Raw genomic sequence first — 21,703 nt, 5'->3', positions numbered from 1 at the left:
CACGCCCCAGGCCCTGGCCCAACAGGCCAAGCTGATGGAGAGCTACGGCGCCACCTGCTGCTACGTGGTGGATTCGGGCGGCGCCCTGTCGATGAACGACGTGCGCGAGCGCTTCCGCGCCTTCAAGGACGTACTCAAGCCCGAGACCGAGACCGGCATCCACGCCCACCACAACCTGAGCCTGGGCGTGGCCAACTCCATCGTCGCGGTGGAGGAGGGCTGCGACCGGGTGGACGCCAGCCTGTCGGGCATGGGCGCCGGGGCCGGCAATGCCCCGCTGGAAGTCTTCATCGCCGCCGCCGACCGCATGGGCTGGAACCACGGCTGCAACCTGTACACCCTGATGGACGCCGCCGACGACATCGTGCGCCCCCTGCAGGACCGCCCGGTGCGGGTGGACCGGGAGACCCTGGCCCTGGGCTATGCCGGCGTGTATTCCAGCTTCCTGCGTCACTCCGAAGTGGCCGCCAAGAAGTATGGCCTGAAGGCGGTGGACATCCTCGTCGAGCTGGGCCGCCGCCGCATGGTGGGCGGGCAGGAAGACATGATCGTGGACGTGGCCCTGGACCTGCTGAAGGGCCATGAGCACGACGCCGTGCATGCCATCCCGACCATGAGCGAAGCGGGCTGAGCATCATGAGCACGAATCTCCTCGTCCGGCTGTCGCCCGAGGGCGGCAGCTTTGAATGTGCGCCGGGCCAGACGGTGCTCGACGCCGCCCTGGCCGCCGGCTACTGGCTGCCCCACAGCTGCCGCACCGGCACCTGCAACAGCTGCCACCTGGGCCTGCTGGAAGGGGCGGTGGAACACGCCCCGACCCGTCCGGACGGCACCGACGTGCCGGCTGGCCAGTGCCGCACCTGCCAGGCCGTGCCCACCGCCGAGCTGCTGCTCGACGCGCCCAAGGTGCCGGCCGAGCCCGGGCAGCGGGTGGTCACCACCGGTGCCAAGGTGGTGGACGTGAGCCGCCCGTCCCACGACGTGGTGGTGATCCGCCTGCAGGTGCCGCCTGCCGCCGGCTTCAGTTTCAAGGCCGGCCAGTACGCCAGCGTGATCCTCAAGGACGGGGCGAAGCGCAGCTACAGCATGGCCAACGATCCGGCGGAGGCGGGTGTCATCGAGTGGCACGTGCGCCGCATGGAAGGCGGGCGCTTCTCCACCCACGCCTACGACAAGCTCAAGGCCGGCGGCCTGCTGCGCATCGAGGGGCCCTATGGCGACTTCGTGCTGCAGCCGGGCGATGCGCCCATCGTGCTGTTGGCTTCCGGCACGGGCTACGCCCCCATCGCCGCGCTGCTCAAGACCCATGGTGCAGAGATGGCGCGCCGTGGGGCGGTGCTGTACTGGGGCGGCCGCCAGTGGGCCGACCTGTATGCGGTGGACAGCGTGGCTGCCTGGGAGGCGCAGTACCCGGGCATCCGCCTGGTGCCGGTGCTGTCGGAGGCCGGCCCGGAGTGGACCGGCCGGCGTGGTTTCGTGCATGCGGCGGTGCTGGAGGATTTGCCGGACCTCTCCGCCCACGAGGTCTATGCCTGCGGCAACCCGCTGATGATCGACGCGGCGCGCAGCAGCTTCACCGCCACGGCGGGGTTGCCGGCGGGGCGCTTCCTTGCCGACGCCTTCGTCGTCAATAACTGAACCGGGCCTGAGGAGACTTTCATGGATTTCGGTATCTTCGCGGTCCTGGCCCAGGACGGGGTCACCAACGGGGCGGTCTACGCCCTGCTGGCCATGGCCCTGGTGCTGGTGTTTTCGGTAACCCGCATCATCTTTCTGCCCCAGGGGGAGTTCATCGGTTTCGGTGCCCTCACCGTGGCAGCCCTGCAGAGCAGCCAGTTTCCCAAGCTGATCTGGCTGCTGATCGGCATTGGCGTGCTCACCTTCCTGGTGGAGCTGGGCTCGGCCCTGCGTCAGCGGCGCTATAAGCCGCTGCCGCGGCGCCTGCTCATGTGGAGCGTCATCGAGAACCTGATCTACCCCCAGTTCATCTGGCTGCTGGCCCATTCCCTCGACTGGCAGGGCATGCCGATGGCGGTGCAGATCCTGTTCACCCTGGCCATCACCGTGCCCCTGGGCATCATGATCTATCGCGTCGCCTTCCAGCCCATGGCCGAGGCCTCGGTGCTGGTGCTGCTGATCGTCTCGGTGGGGGTGCACTTCGCCATGCTGGGCATGGGGCTGTTCATCTTCGGGCCGGAAGGTTCGACCACCCACGCCTTTACCGAGTGGAGCACGGCCCTGGGCGAGATGCCCGTGTCAGGGCAGAGCGTGGTGGTGATGGCGGTGGCGGGCAGCCTGATCGGTCTGCTCTACCTGTTCTTCGACCGCACGCTGTATGGCAAGGCCCTGCGCGCCACCGCGGTCAACCGCAAGGGGGCGCAGCTGGTGGGTATCGGCACCAGCCAGGCCGGGCGCATGGCCTTCGGGCTGGCGGCGGGCCTGGGCACCCTGGCGGGCACCCTGATCGCGCCCCCTGATCGCGCCCCTCAACACCGTGGGTTACGACACCGGCTTCGTGGTGGCCCTGAAGGGCTTCGTGGCGGCCATCGTCGGCGGCCTGGCCAGCTACCCGCTGGCGGCGGCCGGGGCGCTGCTGGTCGGCCTGCTCGAGAGCTATTCCTCCTACTGGGCCAGTGCGTACAAGGAGGTGATCGTGTTCACGCTGATCATCCCGGTGCTGGCCTGGCGTTCGCTGACTTCCGGCCATGGAGACGAAGAATGAAGATGTCCACCAAGAAGCTCCAGTGGCTGATGTTCGGCTGGTTTTTCGTGTTTCCCTTTCTGCCTGTACCGGGTTACTGGATCACCATCGGCAACTACATCGGCCTGTATTCCATCGTCGCCCTCGGCCTGGTGCTGCTCACCGGCATCGGCGGCCTGACCTCCTTCGGGCAGGCGGCCTTCGTCGGCCTGGGGGCCTATACCACGGCCTATCTCAGCACCACCCTGGGCTGGTCGCCCTGGGTGGGTCTGGGGGCCGGGCTGGTGGTGTCCGGCCTGGCGGCGGCCCTGATCGGCAGCGTCACCGTGCGCCTGTCGGGCCACTTCCTGCCCCTGGCCACCATCGCCTGGGGGCTGTCGCTGTATTACCTGTTCGGGACCATCGAGTTCCTGGGCAAGTATGACGGCCTGTCGGGCATCCCGGCCCTGAGCGTGTTCGGCATCGACCTGTCGTCGCCGCGGGTGATGTACGGGGTGATCTGGCTGTGCCTGGGGGGCTGCCTGATGCTGGTGCTCAACCTGCTCAACTCCCGGCCCGGCCGCGCCATCCGGGCCCTGGCCAAGGGCAAGACCATGCCCGAGGCCATGGGCATCCACACCGCCCAGTACAAGATCCTGATCTTCGTGCTGGCGGCGCTGATGGCGAGCCTGTCGGGCTGGCTCTACGCCCACCTGCAGCGCTCGGTGAGCGCCACGCCCTTTGGCCTGCACATGGGCATCGAGTACCTGTTCATGGCGGTGGTGGGGGGCGTCGGCCACGTATGGGGGGCGATCCTCGGCGCGGTGGTGATGACCGGGATGAAGAGCCAGCAGCAGGATCTGCTGCCCCTGCTGCTGGGCAGCAACGGCAACTTCGAGATCGTGGTCTTCGGGGTGATGATCGTGCTGCTCCTGCTGTGGTCGCGGGACGGCCTGTGGCCCTGGGTGGCCAGCGTGTGGGCAAAGTTCCATCCGCCCGAGCCGGAGGTGGTGGCGCCGGCCATCGCCCCCGATGGCTACAGCGACCTGCCGCGCCGGGCCCGGCCCCAGGCCGGGGCGCTGATACTCGAGGTCAGTGATGCCCGCAAGCAGTTCGGTGGCTTGGTGGCGGTGAAGGACATGGCCTTCGAGATCCGTGCCGGGGAAGTGGTCGGCCTGATCGGCCCCAACGGGGCAGGCAAGTCCACCATGTTCAACCTGGTGACCGGGGTGCTGCCTGCCACCAGCGGCGAGATCCGCTTCTGCGGCGAGCGCATCGACCAGCTGGATTCCCGGCACATCGTGCGCATGGGCATCGGCCGCAGCTTCCAGCATGTGCACCTCATCCCGCACCTGTCGGTGCTGGAGAACGTGGCCATGGGGGCGCACCTGCGTGGGCGCAGCAGCCCGTTGGCGGCGGCCCTGCGCCTGGACCGCCATGAAGAAGCCCGGCTGCTGTTCCTGGCCGCCGAGCAGATCCGCCGGGTGGGGCTGGAGGAGCACATGCATACGCCGGCAGGCAGCCTGGCCCTGGGCCAGCAGCGCATCCTCGAGATCGCCCGCGCCTTGTGCACCGATCCGACGCTGCTGCTCCTCGACGAGCCCGCCGCCGGCCTGCGCCTGAAGGAGAAGGAGGCCCTGGCCGACTTGATACGCCAGCTCAAGGGCGAGGGCATGTCGGTGCTGCTGGTGGAGCACGACATGGACTTCGTGATGGGCCTGACCGACCGGCTGGTGGTGATGGAGTTCGGCAGCAAGATCGCCGAAGGCCTGCCCGCCGAGATCCAGAACAATGAAGCCGTGCTGGCGGCCTACCTGGGAGGTGTCGAATGAGCGCCGACAACAGCAGCAAACCCGTTCTTGAAACCCGCAATCTGAGCGTGCGCTATGGCAAGGTCGAGGCCCTGCGGGGCACCTCGATCAGCCTGCGGGCCGGCGAGATCGTCACCGTCATCGGCCCCAACGGGGCGGGCAAGTCCTCCCTGCTCAACGCCATCATGGGGGCCTTGCCCAGCGAGGGGCAGGCCCAGGGCGAGGTGCTCTACCAGGGGCAGGACGTGTCCCACCATGCCATCGAGCTGCGTCTGGGCAAAGGCCTGGCCCTGGTACCCGAGAAGCGCGAACTGTTCACCACCATGACCGTGGAGGACAACCTGGTGCTCGGCGCCTACCGGCGGCGCAAGGCGGGCTGGTCCTATCGGGACGGGCTGGAGGGCATCTACGCCGTCTTTCCTCGCCTCAAGGAGCGCCGCCACCAGTTGGCGGGCACCATGTCCGGCGGCGAGCGGCAGATGGTGGCCATCGGCCGCGCGCTGATGAGCGACCCCAAGGTGCTGATGCTCGACGAGCCCTCCCTGGGGCTGGCTCCGCGGGTGATGGCTGAGGTTTTTCAGGTGATCTCCCACCTGCGCGACACTGGCGTGGCGACCCTGCTGATCGAGCAGAACTCCCGCGCGGCGCTGAAAGTGTCGGACTACGGTTACGTGCTGGAGGTGGGCGACGTGACCCTGGAGGGCAAGGCCAGTGAGCTGGCCCAGAACCCGAAGGTGATCGAGGCCTATCTGGGGGCGAAGCACTGAGATGAGCATCCTGCGCACCGACCTCAGCGTGGACAGCCTCAATCGGGATGCGGCAGACTGCCTGCCGGGCTTTCTGGGGGTCGAGTTTCTGAGCCTGGAGCAGGGGCGGGCGAGCAGTCGCATGCCCCTGCGACCCATCCACATGGCCCCCAACCAGCGCCTGCACGCGGCCAGCCTGATCGCCCTGGCCGACACCACCACCGGCCATGCGACCATGGCGCACCTGCCGGCCGGCGCCCGCTCCTTCGCCACTATCGAGCTGAAGAGCAACCACCTGGGCACCCTCACCGAGGGTGCCATCGCCTGTGTGGCCACGGCCGCACACCTGGGGCGGACGACCCAGGTGTGGGACGCGGTGGTCACCGATGAGGCCACCGGCCGCCAGCTGGTGTTGTACCGTTGCACCCAGATGATCCTTTGACCGGCGCTCAAGGCGTCGGCAACAACAAGATGGAGTAACCCCCAATGAGTATCTGGTTTGCCCCCTTCACCCTGGAAGAAGTCAATGCCCGCGGTGCCACCTGTGCCAACGGCCACCTGGGCATGGAACTGATCGAGATCGGCGAGGACTTCCTGCGTGGCCGCATGCCCGTGGATCCGCGCACCCGCCAGCCCGCCGGGGCGCTGCACGGCGGCGTGTCGGTGGCCTTTGCCGAAACCCTGGCTTCCTGGTCTGCTGCCCACGTGGTAGACCCGGCCAAATACCACTGCGTCGGCCAGGAGATCAACGCCAACCACGTCCGTGCGGTGACCAGCGGCTGGGTCTACGGCGAAGCCCGGCCCCTGCACCTGGGGCGCACCACCCAGGTGTGGGAAGTGCGCATCACCAACGAGGAAGGCAAGCTGGTGTGCATCTCGCGCATGACCGCTGCCGTGCTCAGCAAGCCGAGCGAGTACAAGTAAGGGCGCCAGGCCTCGCTGTGGCGTCGACTTGTAGGGGCGACTTCAGTCGCCCATCCCCGCGCCGATCACTGACATGCCCTTGATCGGAGTCCGCGGGCGACTGAAGTCGCCCCTACAGTTGCCCTTGCAGTTTCCCCGACACAGAGCCCGGTATATGCGTTTTTTCAAGGAGTGATTGATGCACCCCACCCCGCCTGGACTGATCGACTTTCCCCGCCCCGATGGCAGTCTCTGCCAGGGCCACTTCGCCCACGCCGGTGCCGGCCGCCCGGGTGTGGTGGTTCTCCAGGAGTGGTGGGGGCTCAATGCCCAGATCTGCAGTGTCGTGGATCGCTTCGCCGCGGCCGGCTTCAATGCGCTGGCGCCGGATCTCTTCCGGGGCCGTGTAACCCAGGACCCGGATGAGGCCAGTCACATGATGGATGGCCTCGACTTTGCCGGCGCAACCTTTCAGGACATCCGCGGTGCGGTGGCTTACCTGCAGAAGGTCGGCAGCGGGCCGGTGGCGGTGATGGGCTTCTGCATGGGGGGTGCCCTGACGGTGGCCAGTGCCGTGCATCTGCCGGAAGTGGCGGCAGCGGTGTGCTTTTATGGCATTCCGCCCCGGGATTTTGCCGATCCGGCGCAGATCCGCATTCCCTTCCAGGGGCACTTCGCCACCCGGGACACCTGGTGCACCCCGGCGGCGGCCGGCGCGCTGGAGCAGGCCATGCTCGGCGCGGGCGCCTGTCCGGAGATCCATCACTACGAGGCGGTCCACGGTTTCTTCAACGCCACCCGGCCCCAGGTTTACGACCCGGCCCAGGCCGAGCTGGCCTGGACCCGGACCCTGGCCTTCCTGGAACGGCATCTGTAGAGTCTGGCCGATGCGTGATACCGGCACTTCCGAATACCTCGACATCCGCGGCCTGCGCCACCATGTGCGCCACTGGGGCCCGCGGGATGCCCCCACCTTCTTCCTGCTCCACGGCTGGATGGATTCCTCGCCGACCTTCCAGTTTCTGGTGGAGGCCCTCGAACAGCCCTGGCACATCATCGCCCCGGACTGGCGCGGCTATGGCGCCAGCGAGTGGCTGGACCGGCCGTACTGGTTCCCCGACTACTACGCCGATCTGGACGTGCTGCTCGATCATTTCTCGCCGGATCGTCCGGCCACGCTGGTGGGGCACAGCATGGGGGCCAACATTGCTGCCACCTATGCGGCGGTGCGCCCGCAGCGGGTGGCGCGGCTGGTCATGCTGGACTTCCTGGGGCTGCGGCCGCCGCCGGAGGTGGATGCGCCGATGCAACTGGTGCAGTGGATGGATGCCGTGGCGGCGAGGCCGCAGGTGCGTCCGTATGCGAATGCGGAAGCCCTGGCGCGACGCCTGCGTATGGTTAATCCGCGTCTCACGCTCGAGCAGGCCGATTTTCTGTCCCGCGCGGTAAGCCGGCCCCGGCCGGACGGGCAGATCGAGATGGCCTGCGACCCCTGGCACCGGGTGCATGGGCCGTCCCTCTACCATATCGAGGATTCCCTTTCGGCCTGGCGCAAGATCGAGGCGCCGGTGCTGCTGCTGATCGCTGACAAGGGCTTTGTGGACGACCGGATGGGTGACGACCCGGCGGAATTCGAGCGCCGTATCGGCTGCTTCCGTGACCGCCAGGTCATCACCATTGCCGACTCGGGGCACAACCTGCAGCACGATCAGCCGGTGCAGGTGGCGCGGGCGCTGGAGGCCTTTCTGGCCGGGTGAGTGCCGTCCTCAGGCGCGGACGGCTTGTTGCGCTCAGGTCCCCAGCGGTGCCCTGACGATCAGGCGGGGGGCCTTGCGGCGCAGCCACATTCGCAGCCCGGCATAAATGAGGACCAGGGTGGACAGCCCACCCAGGAGTACGCCAATCCGTCCGGGAAGGCCGAAGGCCGTACCGGTGTGGAGGGGCGTCTGCCAGTTGAGATAGCTGTCTCCCGGGCTGCTGCGGGTGGCATCCAGGCTGCGCAGGATCTCTCCGCCACGAACGGCCACCCAGACGGTGCTGCGACTGGTGGTGGGGCGTTGCACTTCGCCGGGCAGCAGGAAGCCGATGGCGTAGCTGTCGTCAGCGCTGCGCGGCAGCCCCACGCGCCGCAGCTTGCCGTCGGGGAAGACCCCGCGGGCGATGCGGACGGCTTCGTCGGCGTCGATGGGGGGGCGGTCGGACGGCGCGGCTCTTGGCGTCCTGCCCTCATCGAGCGGCGATAGGGCGGCGATTAGGGGGCGGACCTCGCCGGGCAGGGCCATGTAGACACCCGTCACGGCCAGGACCAGCAGTACCGGTGCACTGTAGAAGCCGATGGCACGATGCAGGTCGAAATGCAGGCGGGCCGCGCCAGCCTGCCACTTGATCTGCAGGGCCAGGCCCAGCTTGTTGCGCCCCGGCCACCACAGGTAGAGCCCGACCAGGGTCATCAACGCCCAGAGCCCGCTGGCGATTCCCATGATCCAGAAGCCGGTCTTGCCGAGCAGCAGCTTGCCGTGGATCTCGCTGAGCAGGTGGATGAAGTTGCGACGGTCAAGTTCGTGGTCGCTGCGGGAGCGATCGCCCAGTACCCGGGCGGTGAAGGGATCGACCAGTACCTGGTGGAAGCGGCCGCGGCCTTCTGCGTCCGGATCGGGGGCCTTGAAGAGCAGGGAGCCGACGCTGTTCCCGCTCCGTGGTGGGAGCAGGGATACGGCCTGCCAGGGGCCGTCGTCCCGGGCCTGCTGGTGGGCGGTGGCGGCGGCCACGAGTTCGGCAAGGGGGCGGGGCCCGGTGCCGGGCGTCGGCGGCGTGGCGCTGAGGATGTCCGGGTTGAGCAGCCGGTCGATCTCCTGGCCGAAGACCAGCACGCTGCCGGTGAGCGCAGCGAGGCCGATGAAGCCCATCAGGCCGAGCCCGAGGTAGCGGTGGAGCAGGGCGATCAGGCGGCGTGGCCTCATGGCGCCCCCTTTGGGACCGGCGTGATCACGCCGGTGAGCGGGTTGAAGCCGTCCGCCCGGTTCCAGTCCACCAGCAGCATGCGCCCGGCGGGGGTGCTGAAGCTGAACTGCCGGCGGCCTGCTACCGCGATGGCGCTTTCGCCGTGGGTGAAGTCCAGCTCCGGCTCGCTCCCTGTGCGGTTGTTGACGACAAGCGGAATGCCGGTCTCGCGGGAGCGGCGCTCCCACACGTCGCCCGGCCCCATGCCGTCCACCGGTGGCCAGTTGGCCGGGACGATCAGGAGGGCCGCGCCCTGCTCACGCTGGCGGGCGGCGGGCTCTGGCGCATACGTGTCGGCGCAGATCAGCACCCCCACGGGCACGCCATCCACCACGAAGGGGTGGCCATCGGTGCCCGCCACGGACCAGCTCTCGGCGCCGCCGTGGACGCGCTGCTTGCGGTAGGCGCCGAGGATCTTTCCCTCCCGGTCGATCACGGCGACGCTGTTGTGCAGCGTGTGATGGCGTGCATCCCGCTCGGCAAAGCCGATGAACAGGGCCACCTTGTTGTCCCGGGCAATGGCGGCGAGGGTGCTCATCCAGGTATCCGGGAAGGGGGCGATCCAGTTGGTGCCGATGCGTTTGGCGAAGTTGTAGCCGGTCTCCGCCAGCTCGGGGGTGATCACCCAGTCGGCGCCCTGACGGACGGCTTCGCGGACGCCGGCTTCTATCTGCGCACGGTTGGCGGCGATGTCGCCTGGCGTCGGGTCCAGGTGGAGGAGGGCCAGGCGCAGATGGCCGGCGGGCTTGGGCAGGGCCGACGGTGGGTCCGCAAAGCGCCGGCTGCCCGGCAGGAAGAAGCCGTTCTGCTTGCCCAGGGACTCGACCACCGCGCTGTAGGTGGCCTTGCCGATCAGCTCGCCGATGCGGCTGTGGCCGCCGGTGTAGCTGGCGGTGGGCGCACGGGTGCCCGAGACCACGATGATGCTGTCGGTGCCCGTGCCGGTGGCCTGCACGCCGGGGGTGTAGGTGCTCTTCACCTGCAGATCCTCCAGGGCGGCGGTCTTGCCTTCGGTGACGGTGATCAGCGCCCGGGCCAGGGCCGCGTCAGTCAGGCGGACATTGCTGAGGACCAGGATGTTGATGGTGCCCGCGGGTTCGGCGCCTTCGATGTAGCGGCCTTCATCCACGCCGGTGCGGATGGCGTTGCTCTTGGCGCCCGCCGTGGCCAGCACGGTGACGGTGAGCGGGCCGTGGCTGCGGGTGACGATGGCCAGGTTGTCCATGTCGGCGGCCGTGGCCATGTGGGCGACATCGGCCTTCGGCAGCCCCAGGCTTGCGGCAGTGACGCTGAGCGTGTGGTCGGTGTAGGCCTTGCCGCCGCGTCCGTCCCGGCCATTGAAGCGCGTGGACACGTTTTTCCATAGCTCCGGGTGGGCGCCATGGTTGATGGCGGCACGGCTGTCCACGAGGCCGTCACTGGTGGACAGGAGGCGGCGCGTCTCGGGAAAGGTGACGACCAGGGTTTTCTCCCACAGTCCGTCCCGCTGTGTGCGCGTGAGATGCGCCTCGGCCGACACCGCGCCGGGAAGGGGGAGTGCTTCGGCTCGGGCGGCAGATGTGAATACCATCAGCCCACCGAGGGCGAACAGGGTGGATCTTCGTTTGAGGGCGGGGCCAGCCCGCAGGCTCCATTTCAGCATCGCGTTTTCCTTTGGCGTGATCGCAGCAGGATGCCTGCGGCGACCAGCACGGTAAATCCCAACAGCGCCGCATAGGCCACGGGCTGTGGTACGGCCTGGGAGAGGGGGTCTTTTTCCTTCATTTCATAGCCCTGCACTACATCTTGCGGTGCGTCAGCTGTCGAGCTGCCTTCGGCCTTGGCTGGCGCTGCCGGGGATGTGGCCGGGTTGGCGCTCTGAGCGCCCGAGGCAGACCCGGCCGGGGGTGCCCCAACGGCTTGTCCGCCCGCGGGACGCCCTCCGGCACCCGGGGCCGGCATGGCCAGGGCTTCGGCCATGGCGCGCTTGTCCTGGGCCCTGGCCAGTTCGGTGATCGCTTCGCTGCTGCATGAGTCGGCGTTGCAAGCCACACCGGCCTCCGCGATGAGCTCCCGGTTCACTTTGTCCAGATGTGCCTTAACATCGACATCGGCCTGCCAGTAGCCCTTGTTGATGGCCACCAGCATCTTGTCCACGATGGCCTGGTAGGCCAGCAGGTTCTTTGCCTCGCGGAAGCGGTCCTTGACGCCCAGGGCATTGCGGTCGGCCACGTAGGTCTCGTACATCTCCTGCCACTTGGCGCCATCCACCGCTTCGGGCACGGTCACCTGCCAGCCCCAGAGGTGTTCGGTCACCTTCATGATGAAGCGGGCTCCGCCGTAGCCTTCCTTGAGCATGGCCTTGACCCACTCGGGGTTGGTGTAGCGGGTGCGCATCTCCCGGCCCATGAACTTGTCCAGGGTTTCGTGCTTGCCGCCCTGGCCGTCGGCCAGATTGAGGATGTAGGTCTCGGGGGTGTGCCCATTGACCTGACGGATGGCCATCGCCGTGGCTCCCAGGTACTGGAACACGTCGTCGTTGTCGAGGGTGCCGAATACGTTGCTGGCCCGGGAGTGGACGGCCGCTTTGGCGTCCTTCAGGGCCATCTTGAAGAGGTCCACGGCGAGTGCTGCGCCCCCCGGGCGCTCGCCCCAGTAGCCCTGACCGAACAGGTGGCCGACCCGGTTGAAGTACACATCGGCGATCGCCTTTTCGTCCTTCCAGGTGTTGCTGGCCTGGATGACGTTGTCGACGCCGGTGCCGTAAGCTCCGGAGGGCTCGGTGAAGATGCGCACGGCGGCCAGACGGGCGGCATCCGGCGCCGGAATCCCCCGGGCCTCCAGCAGCTTGCGGGTGCGCTCCACATTGGCATGGACGGGGTTGTCATCCTCGGGCAAGGCCTTGACCTGGCTCACTGCCTCGTCGAGTAGTTGCATCAGGCCGGGCAGGGCGTCCCGGTACAGACCGGAAGGGACGATGGTCACATCCACCCTGGGGCGACCGAGTTCGCTGCGGGGAATCACGTCCACGCCATCGATCCGTCCGCGTTCGTCCCAGCGGGGGCGAACCCCCAGCAGGGCGAGGATCTCCGCCTCGGTCACGCCTTCATGGCGCATGGCTTCCGTGCTCCAGAGGTTGAATACGACCCGATCGGGAAAGCGGCCGTGACGTTGCCTGTAGTCGGAGATGAACTTCTCTGCCAGGTTCCGGCCCTGGTCCCAGGTGCCAGGGGTGGGTAGCCGCGACGGGTCGAAGCCATAGAGGTTGCGGCCGGTGGGCAGGGCTTCCGGATTGCGCAGGGGGTCATTGCCCGGACCCGCAGCCACGTGGCGGCCGGCCAGACCTGCCACCAGGGCGTCCAGTTCGGCCCCGGCGCTGCTTTCGATCAGGGCGGCCAGCTCGGCTTGCCGGCGTCTGCGCTCTGCATCGCCGAGCTTGCGGTCGAGGGACAGGATGGCCGCGGCGGTGGATTGCCGCAGTGCTTGGGACGGGGCCACGCCGAAGGTATGCAGGCCGAACGGAGCGTGCTGTTCAGAGACTTCCTTCAGATAGTGTTCAAGGTGCTCCACCTGTTCGGCGTTCTCCAGGCGGCTGAGGCCCACATCCTTGAGGATCCCGAGCTTGCCGGCCAGGGTGTTGATTTCTCCGAGCCGGGCGGCAGCGGCAGATTCGCTCTTCTGGGCGGCTACCCCGAAATCGTCGATGAGACCACGCAGGCTGACCAGTTCCGGGTTGAGGGTGGCCCGGTCGAAGGGCGGGGTGAGGTGGGAGATGATGGTCGCCATGCCTCGCCGCTTGGCCTGCAGAGCCTCGCCGATGTCATCCATGATGTAGGGATAGAGCTGCGGTACGTCGGCCACCATGGCTTCGCCCGGGTCTGCAGCGGTAAAGCCTACTTCCTTGCCCGACAGCCATTCGTGGGTGGCGTGGGTGCCCACGTGCACCATCGCGTGGGCCTTGAAGCCCTTTTGCAGCCACAGGTAGAAGGCAAGGTACTGGTGGTGAGGGGGCAGGGCGACGTCGTGGTACATCTTCTTGGGGTCGCCCTCCCAGCCCCGGGAGGGCTGAGCGGCAAAGACCAGATTGCCGAAGCGCTGGGCGGGAAAGACGAAGTGCGGCGTGCCCCTGGGGTCGCGCCACAGCATCACGGTGGATTTCTCGGGTTCGCCCCAGGCTTTGATCATGGCTTCCCGCAGGGCCGCCGGCTGACGGTCGAACCAGCGCCGATACTCCGCGACCGGCATCAGGACCGCCTGGCCGCTCCGGGCCAGCTTCTCGAGTGCGCCAGGCGCCCAGTTGCCGATGTTGGTGCCGTGTTCACGCAGGGTTTCAAAGAGGGCGTCTTCGCTTTTCGGGCGCCCATGGGTGTCATAGCCTTCCTGTTCCAGCCGGCCGAGGATCTGCCACAGGGAGCGGGGGAGTACATTGAGGTAGGCCGCGCCGACGTTTTCCTTGCCCGGGGGGTAGTTGTAGTAGATCACTGCGACGCGCTTGAGGGAATTGAGCTCATAGCGCAGGCTCACCCACTTCCGTACCCTGTCGGCCAGGCGGTCGATGCGCTCCGGGATCGGCATTTCGGTGAGGTATTCGATGCCGGTCTCCTTGTCCTTCAACCGCTCTTTGCTGGCTACGACGGTGGGGGCAATGGCGCCGGCAAACTCGGCGCCGGACAGCTGCCAGGCCCGTTCCATCAGCGACAGGCCCAGGGGGGAGGCCTCCCACTCCTCGCGGGACTGGTTATATAGGGAGATGGCGTTGATGACGGGCACATCCAGGTGCTGCATGACCGGAATGGTCCTGGCGGGTACGTTGCCCATCTTGAGTGCCAGCCCGACGATGGCCACGACGCGCGCCCGGCCCCTGTCGTCCAGCAGGAAGCGCTCTGCCGGTATTTCCGACGGGTAGCCGAACACCGGAATCACGTTGAAGCCCCGTACCTCGATGGCCTTGATCATGGCATCAAGCAGCAGGGAGCTGCCGGCCTGGGCCGTGACCCGGTTGAAGACAAGGCCCACCCACTGCCGGTCGCTCCGGTCGGGGTGACTGCGGAGATAGGCGTCACGGAAGGATTCGAAACGGTCGAACACTTCGCCGCTGCCGGGTGCCCAGATGCCGATGGCGGGAAAAGGGCGTGGGGGCACTGTCTTGAGGGGGAGATCAAAGTCCCGGGCGAGCATGAGACGGATCATGGCCGCGTAGTTGTCGGCGCCGCCGGCCTGGGCGTACTCCCGCAGGGTTTCGTCCCGGGTCAGGCCGATGCGCTGTTCGCCCTCTTCATAGGGTGCTCCGACGGCATAGGCGTGGGCTTTGCGCTCACGCAGGCTGGCCACGGCGGGTTCAAGCGTATTGGCGAGTTCCCGGCCCATGTTGTAGATCAGGCCCACGTCGGCCCGGGCGAGCGCATCGATGTCGTCCTTGCCCGGGCTGCTGGATGAGACGATCCGGAAGCGCACATCCTTGAGGGCCTTGTCCTGCCGGAGTTGGCGGACCGCGTTCACCGCCGTCTGCATGGCAGGGTCGCCGGGAAAGAGCACCACGGACAGGGGCCGGGCATCGACGGTGCCCGCGAGCAGGATCAGCAGCGCGAACGTGGCGCGGCAGAGAGGGGCGAGGAACTTAGTCGGCAGGAACATAGACCACCCTCCCGTCCGGCAGCTTGTACGCGGTGCCCAGGCGTTCGCCCCGACCGGAGAGCTTCTCGTCGGTGACTTTCGATACCTTGATTTCCTTTCCGCGCTTGGTGACGATCTCCATTTCTCCCTTGGCGTTCTTCTTGACCATGGTCACCTCGGAGGTCGGGTCGAGCAGATCCATCATGTTGTAGGCCATGAACAGGGCGATCATCATCGATACGATGAAGACGATGCTGGCATCGAAGAGATTGGCGACGCCGGCAATGGGGTCTTCGAGGGCCTCACCGTCCAGGGCAAAGCGCCTACGCCGTTGCAGTAAGCGCATCGTCGGCCCCCTCCATCAGATGATGCGCTGGGGTGTCCGCGTTCAGCCCGGCAATGGCCAGCTCGGCGGCGTGGGCCATTTCGCGTACATCTTCCCGCGCCCAGCGCTCCCGGGACAGGGCGATCAGATAGGCCAGCACGCCAGCGCCCAGGCCGGCAACGGTGGCGGTGAAGGCAGTAACCATGCTCCCTGCCATCTTGGGTATGTTGCCTTCGGCAAGGGCTGCCAGCGAGATGCCCATGGGGATGAGGGTGCCCATCAGCCCGAGGGCGGGGCCGACCTTGATCACGAAGCGGATCCGGTCGAGGCGGCGGGACAGGGTCAGCTCGTGGGCCTGGAGCAGGCGCTCGACGTCGATGGCGAGGCGTCTGGCCGGATGGCCCGCCTTGCGCAGGCGGGACAGGTCGGTCAGAAAGGCCTGTCGTTCCATGAAGTGGCCGCGCCTGCGGAGCCAGCCGTCGTGCAGGGCAATGCCCAGTTGCAGTGGCATGTAGGCCACGAGGAGGGCGCAGCCGCCGATGACGGGCAGGTAGAGTGCAGTAGACACTTCGTAGAGTGTCCGTTCAATCAGTACGATGAGGTCCATGGGGAGTCTCCAGGCCGGCCCCGCCAGGGGCGGGGCCGGGGTCGGTCAGAAGTCGAGACGGTAGGCGACGCGGCCGTTTCGTCCGGCCAGGGGGTAGCCACCCTTCTCGGAGTAATAGCGGTCGAACAGGTTGTCGATCAGTACGGAGACGGAGCTGTGGCGGTCGAAGCGGTAGCGCACGGACAGATCGGCAACCGCAAACGGCGCGTAGCGAATGATGCTGGCGCTGTTGCCGTTCCAGTCGTTGTCCTGGAAGTGCCCCACATAACGCAGGCCAAATCGGCTGCTCCAGGCGCCGGACTGGTAGTCACCCGCCGCGCGCACCGTGTTGTTGGCGACGTTGCGGATCTCGCTCTGGATTCCGCCGATCTCCTCGGTTCGACGGAAATAATGGGTGCCGGCCAGACTCAGCGTGAGGCTGTCACTGGCCTTCCAGCGCCCGTTCCATTCCAGCCCTTCCATGCGGGCGCTGTTGGCGTTGGTGTAGGAGAAGTAGCGGTTGTCCGTGTCTTCGCCTACCTGGACGCGGGTGATGCGGTCCTTGACGCGGGTCCGGAACACGGTGAGGTCGGTGAAGAACGCACCGGCATGCCATTCAAGGCCCATGTCCCAGGTGACGCTGGACTCCGGACGCAGGCCTGCGTTGCCCGCCAGAACATCGTCCTTGCCGGCCTTGATGGTGAGTGCGGAGCCGGTGAGCTCCAGCGCTGAGGGTGGCACGAAGCCTTTGCCCACCGTGCCGTGCACCCGCATGCCACCTCCGAGCTTGTGGGTGAAGCCCAGGCTGGGGTTGTTGGTCGTGAAGTCGGCCTTGCCGGGGGTGAAGCTGTTCAGCAGGGGCGTGCTGAAGGTCTCGGTCTCGATGCGATCATGGCGCAGACCAAAATCGATGGTGGTGTTGCCCTGATTGAGGTAGAGCGTGTTCTGGACATACACCCCCAGGCTGCGACGTTCATTGTTGGCGCTGCTTGGGGCCTTGCGGGTGCCGTTGGCGTTGTAGCCGAAGGTCTTCTGCCGGACGCTCTCCTGATCCACACCGATCACGGTCATCAGATGGTCGTTCCAGGTCCACTGGTCCTGGATCTGCCAGCCGCGGTAGTCCAGTTCCTCGGCGAAGCTGCGAAACGGCAGATAGGGTCGTTCGGCCGCTGTGGTGCTGGTCCTCTTGTACTGCTCATAGGACTGGGTGCCGAAGAAGGTTCGGGCCGTGATCTGGTGGCCGCCGACGCGACCGGTCAGTTTGAGGTCGGTGCCCTCACGGTCCATGTCCTTGTTGGTCTGGGAGCTGGTGCCGCTGGCAAGGTCGCCGGGAGTGGCAATGTCGCGCCCCCGATAGAGTTCGTTGTTGATCTGTATGCGCCAGTCATCGCTCAACTTGAGCCCCAGGCGCAGGGCGTGGTTCTGTTGGCTGTAGGTGGTGTTGGGGCGTCGCGTGCCCTGTCCGGTCCGGAAGTCGGCGTTCTGTTCGAACAACGAGCCGGCATAGTCAAAATCGAGGCGTTCGCTCAGGCTGCCCCCGATGGCGGTGCGCAGCTCGTGGGTGTCGAAGCGTCCGGCGGCGATCTGCGCGTAGCCGCCGATAGGGCCACTGCGCTGGCGGGTGATCAGGTTCACCACGCCGCCCATTGCGGACGAGCCGTAGAGGGCCGACGCGGGCCCCTTGAGGACTTCGATGCGTTCCACCTGATCCATGTTGACCAGGCTGAGGTTGGTGGCCATGGCCGGACGGCCGTCGATGAGCAGCAGGGAGCGCTTGTTGATGCCCGAGAACTCGGGCCGGAAGCCTCGGATGCCGATGCCGGAGAGGTTGCCGGGGTACTGGATCACATCGACACTGGTGTGCTTCTTGAGCACGTCGGTCAGCTCTTGGGAAGGGGTGTTCTCGATGTCCCGGGGGCTCACCAGCTCGATGCGCTGGGGGGTGTCGTCGAGGCGGGCTTCGGCCCTGCGCCCGGTGACGACAACGGTGTCCAGCTGGGTCGGGTCCTGGGCCTGGGCCCAACCGGCGGCCAGGGAGGAGGCGACGAGGGTGAGGGAAAGTGAACGGATTCCGTGCAAGGTCAAACTCCGGTTCGACTGCCTGCACGCTCTCTGGTCGACATGAACGATTCCGGCATGACCCGTGCGCGGGCCATGCCGTACCTGTCGCCATCCGCAACCCCGCAGACAGTCCATGGTCAAGCGCCATCACGCAGGGCGTGACGGCGAACTGGCGACAGGCCGGTCTCCGGGCTTGCAAGATTTGAAGCATCGCCTTCCCAGGCCGATCGCACATGTCCGGGCGGACACCACGTTGCGGCCCAGTGACTGGTGGTTCGAGACCACCCAGATGTTTCCGTACTTGCTTACCGTTGCGGGGGCAGCCGGGGATTTGCGCCCTGAAGGGGGCGCGCACCTCGTTCCCGTTTCACCCGGGGTGGAATTCCCCGGGCACCTGAAGCTCGGCGCGGATTATAGCCATAGATGCAGACCGGAGGATATGCGCGGGGAAACTGGGAAAGCTGCGGGCTGGCGGGCCCCGAGACCACACGGAAGGCGTGGAAGGGGCTAGGTCGTACGTCGGATTGTTCTGTCTTCCAATGCAAACAAGGGAGCCATGAAGGCTCCCTTGTTTGCATGGCCTCAGCCCGGATGACCGGGCCGGGGCGGCCGGCTTCAGGCGAAGTTGGCGGAGGCGAAATCCCAGTTGGCCAGGCTGGCCAGGAAGGTTTCCACGAACTTCGGACGCATGTTGCGGTAGTCGATGTAGTAGGCGTGTTCCCACACATCGATGGTCAGCAGGGGCTTGCCTTCGCCGGTCTTCAGCGGGTTGCCGGCAGCGCCGGTGTTGGCGATGTCGACGGTGCCGTCGGCCTTCTTCACCAGCCAGGTCCAGCCGGAGCCGAAGTTGCCCACAGCGGAGGCCTGGAAGGCCTTCTTGAACTCGTCGAAGGAGCCCCACTTGGCGTTGATGGCGTCAGCCAGGGCACCGGTGGGAGCACCGCCGCCATTCGGCTTCATGCAGCTCCAGAAGAAGGTGTGGTTCCACACCTGGGCGGCGTTGTTGTAGATGCCGCCAGCCGGGGCCTTGAGGAAAGTCTCTTCGATGGAGAGGTTCTCGTACTCGGTGCCGGGGATCAGGTTGTTCAGGTTGACCACGTAGGCGTTGTGATGCTTCGCGTAGTGGTAGTCGAAGGTTTCTTCGGAAAGATGCGGGGCCAGGGCGTTCTTGGCGTAGGGCAGTTCGGGCAGGGTGTGAGCCATGTGATTTTCTCCGGGGGTTTGGAAATTGCCCGACTATTCTAGTCGGGATTGGGTTTCCTGCACAATCAGTAAGGATATTGGGGCACGCGTAAGGCGTCAGTCCCTTCAATCCTTGTTCACTGTGGCCCCGACCGAGCCATCGCTCATCTCGATGCGGATGCTTGAACCCGCCGTCAGGTTGGTGGCGCTGCGCACGATGCTGCCGTCTGCGTGGCGGGTGATGCTGTAGCCGCGGGCCAGCACCGCGCGCGGGTCGAGATGTGCGAGATGCTGCTGCAGGGCGTCCAGCCTCGCCTGGTGGCGTGCCAGCAGGCCGTGGGTGGCGCGCTGCAGGCGCTGGCCCAGGGCATCCAGGTGCGCGCGCTTCTGGGTAGGGTCCGGGCGCCGGGCCTTGAGGCGCAGGCCCAGACCGGCGACGCAGGCCTGGCGGCTGGCCAGGTGGCGGGCCATGCTGGCGCGCAGACCCTGATCGAGGATGGTGAGGCGCAGCTGGCTGCGCTCCAGGCGCTGGCGTGGGTGGGTGAGCCGCGCTGCCGCCCGGTCGAGACGCTGGGCGGCGGCGTCGATACGGCGCTCCATGCTCCGCCGCAGGCGGGCGGCCAGCTGTTCGAGGTTTTCGCGCAGCTCGACGTAGGCCGCACTGGCCAGCTCAGCGGCGGCCGTGGGGGTGGCGGCGCGCAGGTCGGCGCTGAAGTCGGCAATGCTGAAGTCGGTCTCGTGGCCCACGCCGACGATCACCGGCAGCGGACAGGCACGGATTGCCCGGGCCACCCGCTCGTCGTTGAAGGCGGCCAGGTCTTCGAGGCTGCCGCCACCTCGCACCAGCAGCAGCACGTCGTTGCCATCCGTGGCGGCCCGGGCACCGGCGCGCTGGATGGCGGCGGCAATCAGGGCTGGCGCGGTGTCGCCCTGCACCGGCGTCGGGTACAGGCTGACCGGCACCTGGGGCGCCCGCCGGGCCAGGGCCGCGGTGACGTCCCGCCAGGCTGCCGCCTGGGGTGAGGTGACCACCGCGATGCCGCGGGGAAAGCGGGGCAGGGGGCGTTTGCGGGCCGGATCGAACAGGCCTTCCGCCTCGAGCCGGGCCTTGAGGCGCAGGAAGGCCTCATACAGATTGCCGACACCCGCCTGGCGAACGGCTTCGACACTGAGCTGGTAATCCCCGCGCGGCTCGAACAGGGTGACCAGGGCGCGCACCTCCACCTGCATCCCGTGCTCCAGCCGGAAGGACAGGGACTGGGCGCGGTTGCGCCACATGGTGCAGCGCACCTGGGCCTGGTCGTCCTTGAGGGTGAAATACAGGTGCCCCGAGGCCGCGCGGGTGAGGGTGGAGACTTCGCCGGCGATCCACATCAGGGGAAAGCTGCCCTCCAGTGCTTCCCGGGCCGCGCGGTTAAGCCAGGACACGGAAACGACGTCGGCAGCGCCGCTCCTGAGCATTGAAGAAGGGGGATTCATGGCTGTGGATTCTACCGGAATCCACATCTGCCCCGGATCTGCCGAAAAAAATGGCCCGATCGGGCTTGACTTGCTGAAAAATACGTAAGTAATTGATTTTAAACGAATGTTGTTGTTGCTCAATTTTTGACCCGAGGACTAAAAAGCCTTACGGACTGCGGGTTTAGAGACATCGCCGGGCATCAATCCACAAAGTTATCCACAGATTTTGTGGATTGTCTCAGGATGCAACTCTGTTGCCTATGGGCTGTATACCGGGTTACATTCACGAGCTTGATTGGATTCCCAGGAGTGCTCGAGTGTTCGCCATCATCCAGGCTGCAGGCTGGCCAATCTGGCCCTTGTTGTTTGCTTCCATCGTGGCCGTGGCCCTGATCATCGAGCGGCTCATCACCCTGCGCCGCAGCAAGATCCTGCCGGACGGGCTCCTCGAAAAGGTCGTCGTCGAATTGCGTCAGGGCGGCGCCACCCCCGAGATGATCAACCGGGTTGCCCTCAGCTCCCCCCTCGGCCGGGTTTTTGCTGCCGGCCTGCGCAACGTGCGCAGCACGCGGGAGGTGATGAAGGAATCCATCGAGGAAACCGGCCGTGCCGTGACCCACGATCTGGAACGCTTCCTGACCACCCTCGGCACCATTGCCTCGATCAGCCCGCTTATGGGGCTGTTCGGCACCATCGTCGGCATGATCGAGATCTTCGGCTCCCAGGCGCCGGGTGGTTCCAACCCCCAGCAACTGGCCCAGGGTATCTCCATCGCCCTCTACAACACCGGTTTCGGTCTGGTCATTGCCATTCCGAGCATGATCTTCTGGCGTCATTTCCGTGCGACGGTGGACAGCCTCATCATCGACATGGAACAGCAGGCCATCCGCCTGGTCGAGATGATCCACGGTGAGCGCCGCTGAGGACCTGACATGAACTTTGGTCGTGGCCGCTCCCGCGAGGAGCCGGAGATCAACCTGATCCCGCTGATCGATGTGCTGTTGGTGATCATCATCTTCCTGATGCTGACCACCACGTATTCGCGCTTCGCCGGACTGGAGATCAATCTGCCGACGGCCGATGCCCAGGCCAGTAACGAGAAGACCGTCGAGATCAACGTGGCCGTCACCGCGGCGGGTGATGTGGTCATCAACAAGCGCCCGGTGAATGGTACGGGCCTGCAGGCGATTGTTGCGGCCATGCAGGCCGTGGTGCCGCCCGACGCCAAGGATCCGGTGGTCATCATCAACGCCGACGCCAAGGCCGCTCACCAGCGTGTCATCGATGTGATGCAGGCCGCCCAGCAGGCTGGTCTGGTGCATATCTCCTTCGCCACCCAGGCGGCCCAGCGCTGAC

18 protein-coding genes, 1 pseudogene and 1 riboswitch are annotated in these 21,703 nt (G+C 66.7%); of the genes and pseudogenes, 11 read left to right on the top strand and 8 right to left on the bottom strand.

The window, feature by feature from the left end; translation table 11 throughout:
* The 9 genes and pseudogenes from dmpG to ACIQ09_RS01475 all read left to right on the top strand — a co-directional run.
* Nucleotides 1–631 (top strand): 4-hydroxy-2-oxovalerate aldolase (dmpG, locus tag ACIQ09_RS01515; protein WP_398305033.1); only part of this gene is annotated, 631 nt, incomplete at its 5' end.
* 5 nt (nucleotides 632–636) lie between these two features.
* Complete coding sequence (locus ACIQ09_RS01510) at nucleotides 637–1,638, top strand: FAD-binding oxidoreductase (protein ID WP_398305030.1); 1,002 nt, start codon at nucleotides 637–639, stop codon at nucleotides 1,636–1,638.
* 21 nt (nucleotides 1,639–1,659) lie between these two features.
* Nucleotides 1,660–2,722 (top strand): annotated as a pseudogene (locus ACIQ09_RS01505) (branched-chain amino acid ABC transporter permease).
* Between the two features lie 29 nt (nucleotides 2,723–2,751).
* Nucleotides 2,752–4,512, top strand: coding sequence for an ATP-binding cassette domain-containing protein (locus tag ACIQ09_RS01500; protein WP_398305041.1), 1,761 nt, complete (start codon nucleotides 2,752–2,754; stop codon nucleotides 4,510–4,512).
* Nucleotides 4,509–5,258, top strand: coding sequence for an ABC transporter ATP-binding protein (locus ACIQ09_RS01495; protein WP_398305027.1), 750 nt, complete (start codon nucleotides 4,509–4,511; stop codon nucleotides 5,256–5,258). The genes ACIQ09_RS01500 and ACIQ09_RS01495 overlap by 4 nt, the downstream gene beginning before the upstream one ends.
* A 1-nt stretch (nucleotide 5,259) precedes the next feature.
* The gene (locus tag ACIQ09_RS01490; protein ID WP_398305024.1) at nucleotides 5,260–5,679 is read left to right on the top strand and encodes a PaaI family thioesterase; all 420 of its coding nucleotides are present in this window, start codon (nucleotides 5,260–5,262) and stop codon (nucleotides 5,677–5,679) included.
* Nucleotides 5,680–5,723: 44 nt separating this feature from the next.
* On the top strand, nucleotides 5,724–6,161 hold the full coding sequence (locus tag ACIQ09_RS01485; RefSeq protein ID WP_398305021.1) for a PaaI family thioesterase: 438 nt from the start codon (nucleotides 5,724–5,726) through the stop codon (nucleotides 6,159–6,161).
* Nucleotides 6,162–6,339: 178 nt separating this feature from the next.
* The gene (locus tag ACIQ09_RS01480; protein ID WP_398305018.1) at nucleotides 6,340–7,017 is read left to right on the top strand and encodes a dienelactone hydrolase family protein; all 678 of its coding nucleotides are present in this window, start codon (nucleotides 6,340–6,342) and stop codon (nucleotides 7,015–7,017) included.
* A gap of 10 nt (nucleotides 7,018–7,027) precedes the next feature.
* Entirely contained in the window at nucleotides 7,028–7,897 is an 870-nt protein-coding gene (locus ACIQ09_RS01475; protein ID WP_398305015.1) for an alpha/beta fold hydrolase, read from the top strand.
* A 33-nt stretch (nucleotides 7,898–7,930) separates the two neighbouring features.
* Here ACIQ09_RS01475 and ACIQ09_RS01470 read toward each other — a convergent pair whose 3' ends face one another.
* The 8 genes from ACIQ09_RS01470 to xseA form a co-directional block, all read right to left on the bottom strand.
* Nucleotides 7,931–9,100, bottom strand: coding sequence for a PepSY-associated TM helix domain-containing protein (locus ACIQ09_RS01470; RefSeq protein ID WP_398305012.1), 1,170 nt, complete (start codon nucleotides 9,098–9,100; stop codon nucleotides 7,931–7,933).
* Nucleotides 9,097–10,782, bottom strand: coding sequence for an adenosylcobinamide amidohydrolase (locus ACIQ09_RS01465; RefSeq protein WP_398305009.1), 1,686 nt, complete (start codon nucleotides 10,780–10,782; stop codon nucleotides 9,097–9,099). Before ACIQ09_RS01465 ends, ACIQ09_RS01470 begins: the two co-directional genes overlap by 4 nt.
* A complete protein-coding gene (locus tag ACIQ09_RS01460; protein ID WP_398305006.1) occupies nucleotides 10,776–14,753 on the bottom strand; it encodes a cobaltochelatase subunit CobN in 3,978 nt (1,325 codons plus the stop codon). The genes ACIQ09_RS01465 and ACIQ09_RS01460 overlap by 7 nt, the downstream gene beginning before the upstream one ends.
* Nucleotides 14,737–15,078: a DUF2149 domain-containing protein gene (locus ACIQ09_RS01455; protein ID WP_398305003.1), complete on the bottom strand. Its 342-nt coding sequence runs from the start codon at nucleotides 15,076–15,078 to the stop codon at nucleotides 14,737–14,739. The genes ACIQ09_RS01460 and ACIQ09_RS01455 overlap by 17 nt, the downstream gene beginning before the upstream one ends.
* Nucleotides 15,056–15,664 carry a MotA/TolQ/ExbB proton channel family protein gene (locus tag ACIQ09_RS01450; RefSeq protein WP_398305000.1) on the bottom strand — a complete coding sequence of 203 codons (609 nt, stop codon included), beginning with the start codon at nucleotides 15,662–15,664 and terminating at the stop codon, nucleotides 15,056–15,058. The genes ACIQ09_RS01455 and ACIQ09_RS01450 overlap by 23 nt, the downstream gene beginning before the upstream one ends.
* Nucleotides 15,665–15,709: 45 nt before the next feature.
* On the bottom strand, nucleotides 15,710–17,722 hold the full coding sequence (locus tag ACIQ09_RS01445; RefSeq protein WP_398304997.1) for a TonB-dependent receptor plug domain-containing protein: 2,013 nt from the start codon (nucleotides 17,720–17,722) through the stop codon (nucleotides 15,710–15,712).
* A gap of 142 nt (nucleotides 17,723–17,864) precedes the next feature.
* Nucleotides 17,865–18,117, bottom strand: a riboswitch (cobalamin riboswitch).
* A 202-nt stretch (nucleotides 18,118–18,319) separates the two neighbouring features.
* Nucleotides 18,320–18,907 carry a superoxide dismutase gene (locus ACIQ09_RS01440; RefSeq protein ID WP_296402715.1) on the bottom strand — a complete coding sequence of 196 codons (588 nt, stop codon included), beginning with the start codon at nucleotides 18,905–18,907 and terminating at the stop codon, nucleotides 18,320–18,322.
* Between the two features lie 105 nt (nucleotides 18,908–19,012).
* Nucleotides 19,013–20,365, bottom strand: coding sequence for an exodeoxyribonuclease VII large subunit (xseA, locus tag ACIQ09_RS01435; protein WP_398304993.1), 1,353 nt, complete (start codon nucleotides 20,363–20,365; stop codon nucleotides 19,013–19,015).
* A gap of 299 nt (nucleotides 20,366–20,664) precedes the next feature.
* Here xseA and ACIQ09_RS01430 point away from each other — a divergent pair, with 299 nt between their 5' ends.
* Both ACIQ09_RS01430 and ACIQ09_RS01425 read left to right on the top strand, forming a co-directional pair.
* Complete coding sequence (locus ACIQ09_RS01430) at nucleotides 20,665–21,270, top strand: MotA/TolQ/ExbB proton channel family protein (protein ID WP_398304990.1); 606 nt, start codon at nucleotides 20,665–20,667, stop codon at nucleotides 21,268–21,270.
* A 9-nt stretch (nucleotides 21,271–21,279) separates the two neighbouring features.
* The gene (locus ACIQ09_RS01425; RefSeq protein WP_398304987.1) at nucleotides 21,280–21,702 is read left to right on the top strand and encodes an ExbD/TolR family protein; all 423 of its coding nucleotides are present in this window, start codon (nucleotides 21,280–21,282) and stop codon (nucleotides 21,700–21,702) included.
* Nucleotide 21,703 lies beyond the last annotated feature (1 nt).

It is taken from the genome of Zoogloea sp. (assembly GCF_044344315.1).
GTDB lineage: Bacteria > Pseudomonadota > Gammaproteobacteria > Burkholderiales > Rhodocyclaceae > Zoogloea.
Note: the sequence above shows the minus strand (reverse complement) of the source record. Positions and strands in the feature narration are given on the sequence as shown.

Coding starts and splice junctions, on each gene's coding strand:
- ACIQ09_RS01510 (WP_398305030.1), top strand. CDS start 637: ATGAGCACGAATCTCCTCGTCCGGCTGTCGCCCGAGGGCGGCAGCTTT.
- ACIQ09_RS01500 (WP_398305041.1), top strand. CDS start 2,752: ATGTTCGGCTGGTTTTTCGTGTTTCCCTTTCTGCCTGTACCGGGTTAC.
- ACIQ09_RS01495 (WP_398305027.1), top strand. CDS start 4,509: ATGAGCGCCGACAACAGCAGCAAACCCGTTCTTGAAACCCGCAATCTG.
- ACIQ09_RS01490 (WP_398305024.1), top strand. CDS start 5,260: ATGAGCATCCTGCGCACCGACCTCAGCGTGGACAGCCTCAATCGGGAT.
- ACIQ09_RS01485 (WP_398305021.1), top strand. CDS start 5,724: ATGAGTATCTGGTTTGCCCCCTTCACCCTGGAAGAAGTCAATGCCCGC.
- ACIQ09_RS01480 (WP_398305018.1), top strand. CDS start 6,340: ATGCACCCCACCCCGCCTGGACTGATCGACTTTCCCCGCCCCGATGGC.
- ACIQ09_RS01475 (WP_398305015.1), top strand. CDS start 7,028: ATGCGTGATACCGGCACTTCCGAATACCTCGACATCCGCGGCCTGCGC.
- ACIQ09_RS01470 (WP_398305012.1), bottom strand. CDS start 9,100: ATGAGGCCACGCCGCCTGATCGCCCTGCTCCACCGCTACCTCGGGCTC.
- ACIQ09_RS01465 (WP_398305009.1), bottom strand. CDS start 10,782: ATGCTGAAATGGAGCCTGCGGGCTGGCCCCGCCCTCAAACGAAGATCC.
- ACIQ09_RS01460 (WP_398305006.1), bottom strand. CDS start 14,753: ATGTTCCTGCCGACTAAGTTCCTCGCCCCTCTCTGCCGCGCCACGTTC.
- ACIQ09_RS01455 (WP_398305003.1), bottom strand. CDS start 15,078: ATGCGCTTACTGCAACGGCGTAGGCGCTTTGCCCTGGACGGTGAGGCC.
- ACIQ09_RS01450 (WP_398305000.1), bottom strand. CDS start 15,664: ATGGACCTCATCGTACTGATTGAACGGACACTCTACGAAGTGTCTACT.
- ACIQ09_RS01440 (WP_296402715.1), bottom strand. CDS start 18,907: ATGGCTCACACCCTGCCCGAACTGCCCTACGCCAAGAACGCCCTGGCC.
- xseA (WP_398304993.1), bottom strand. CDS start 20,365: ATGAATCCCCCTTCTTCAATGCTCAGGAGCGGCGCTGCCGACGTCGTT.
- ACIQ09_RS01425 (WP_398304987.1), top strand. CDS start 21,280: ATGAACTTTGGTCGTGGCCGCTCCCGCGAGGAGCCGGAGATCAACCTG.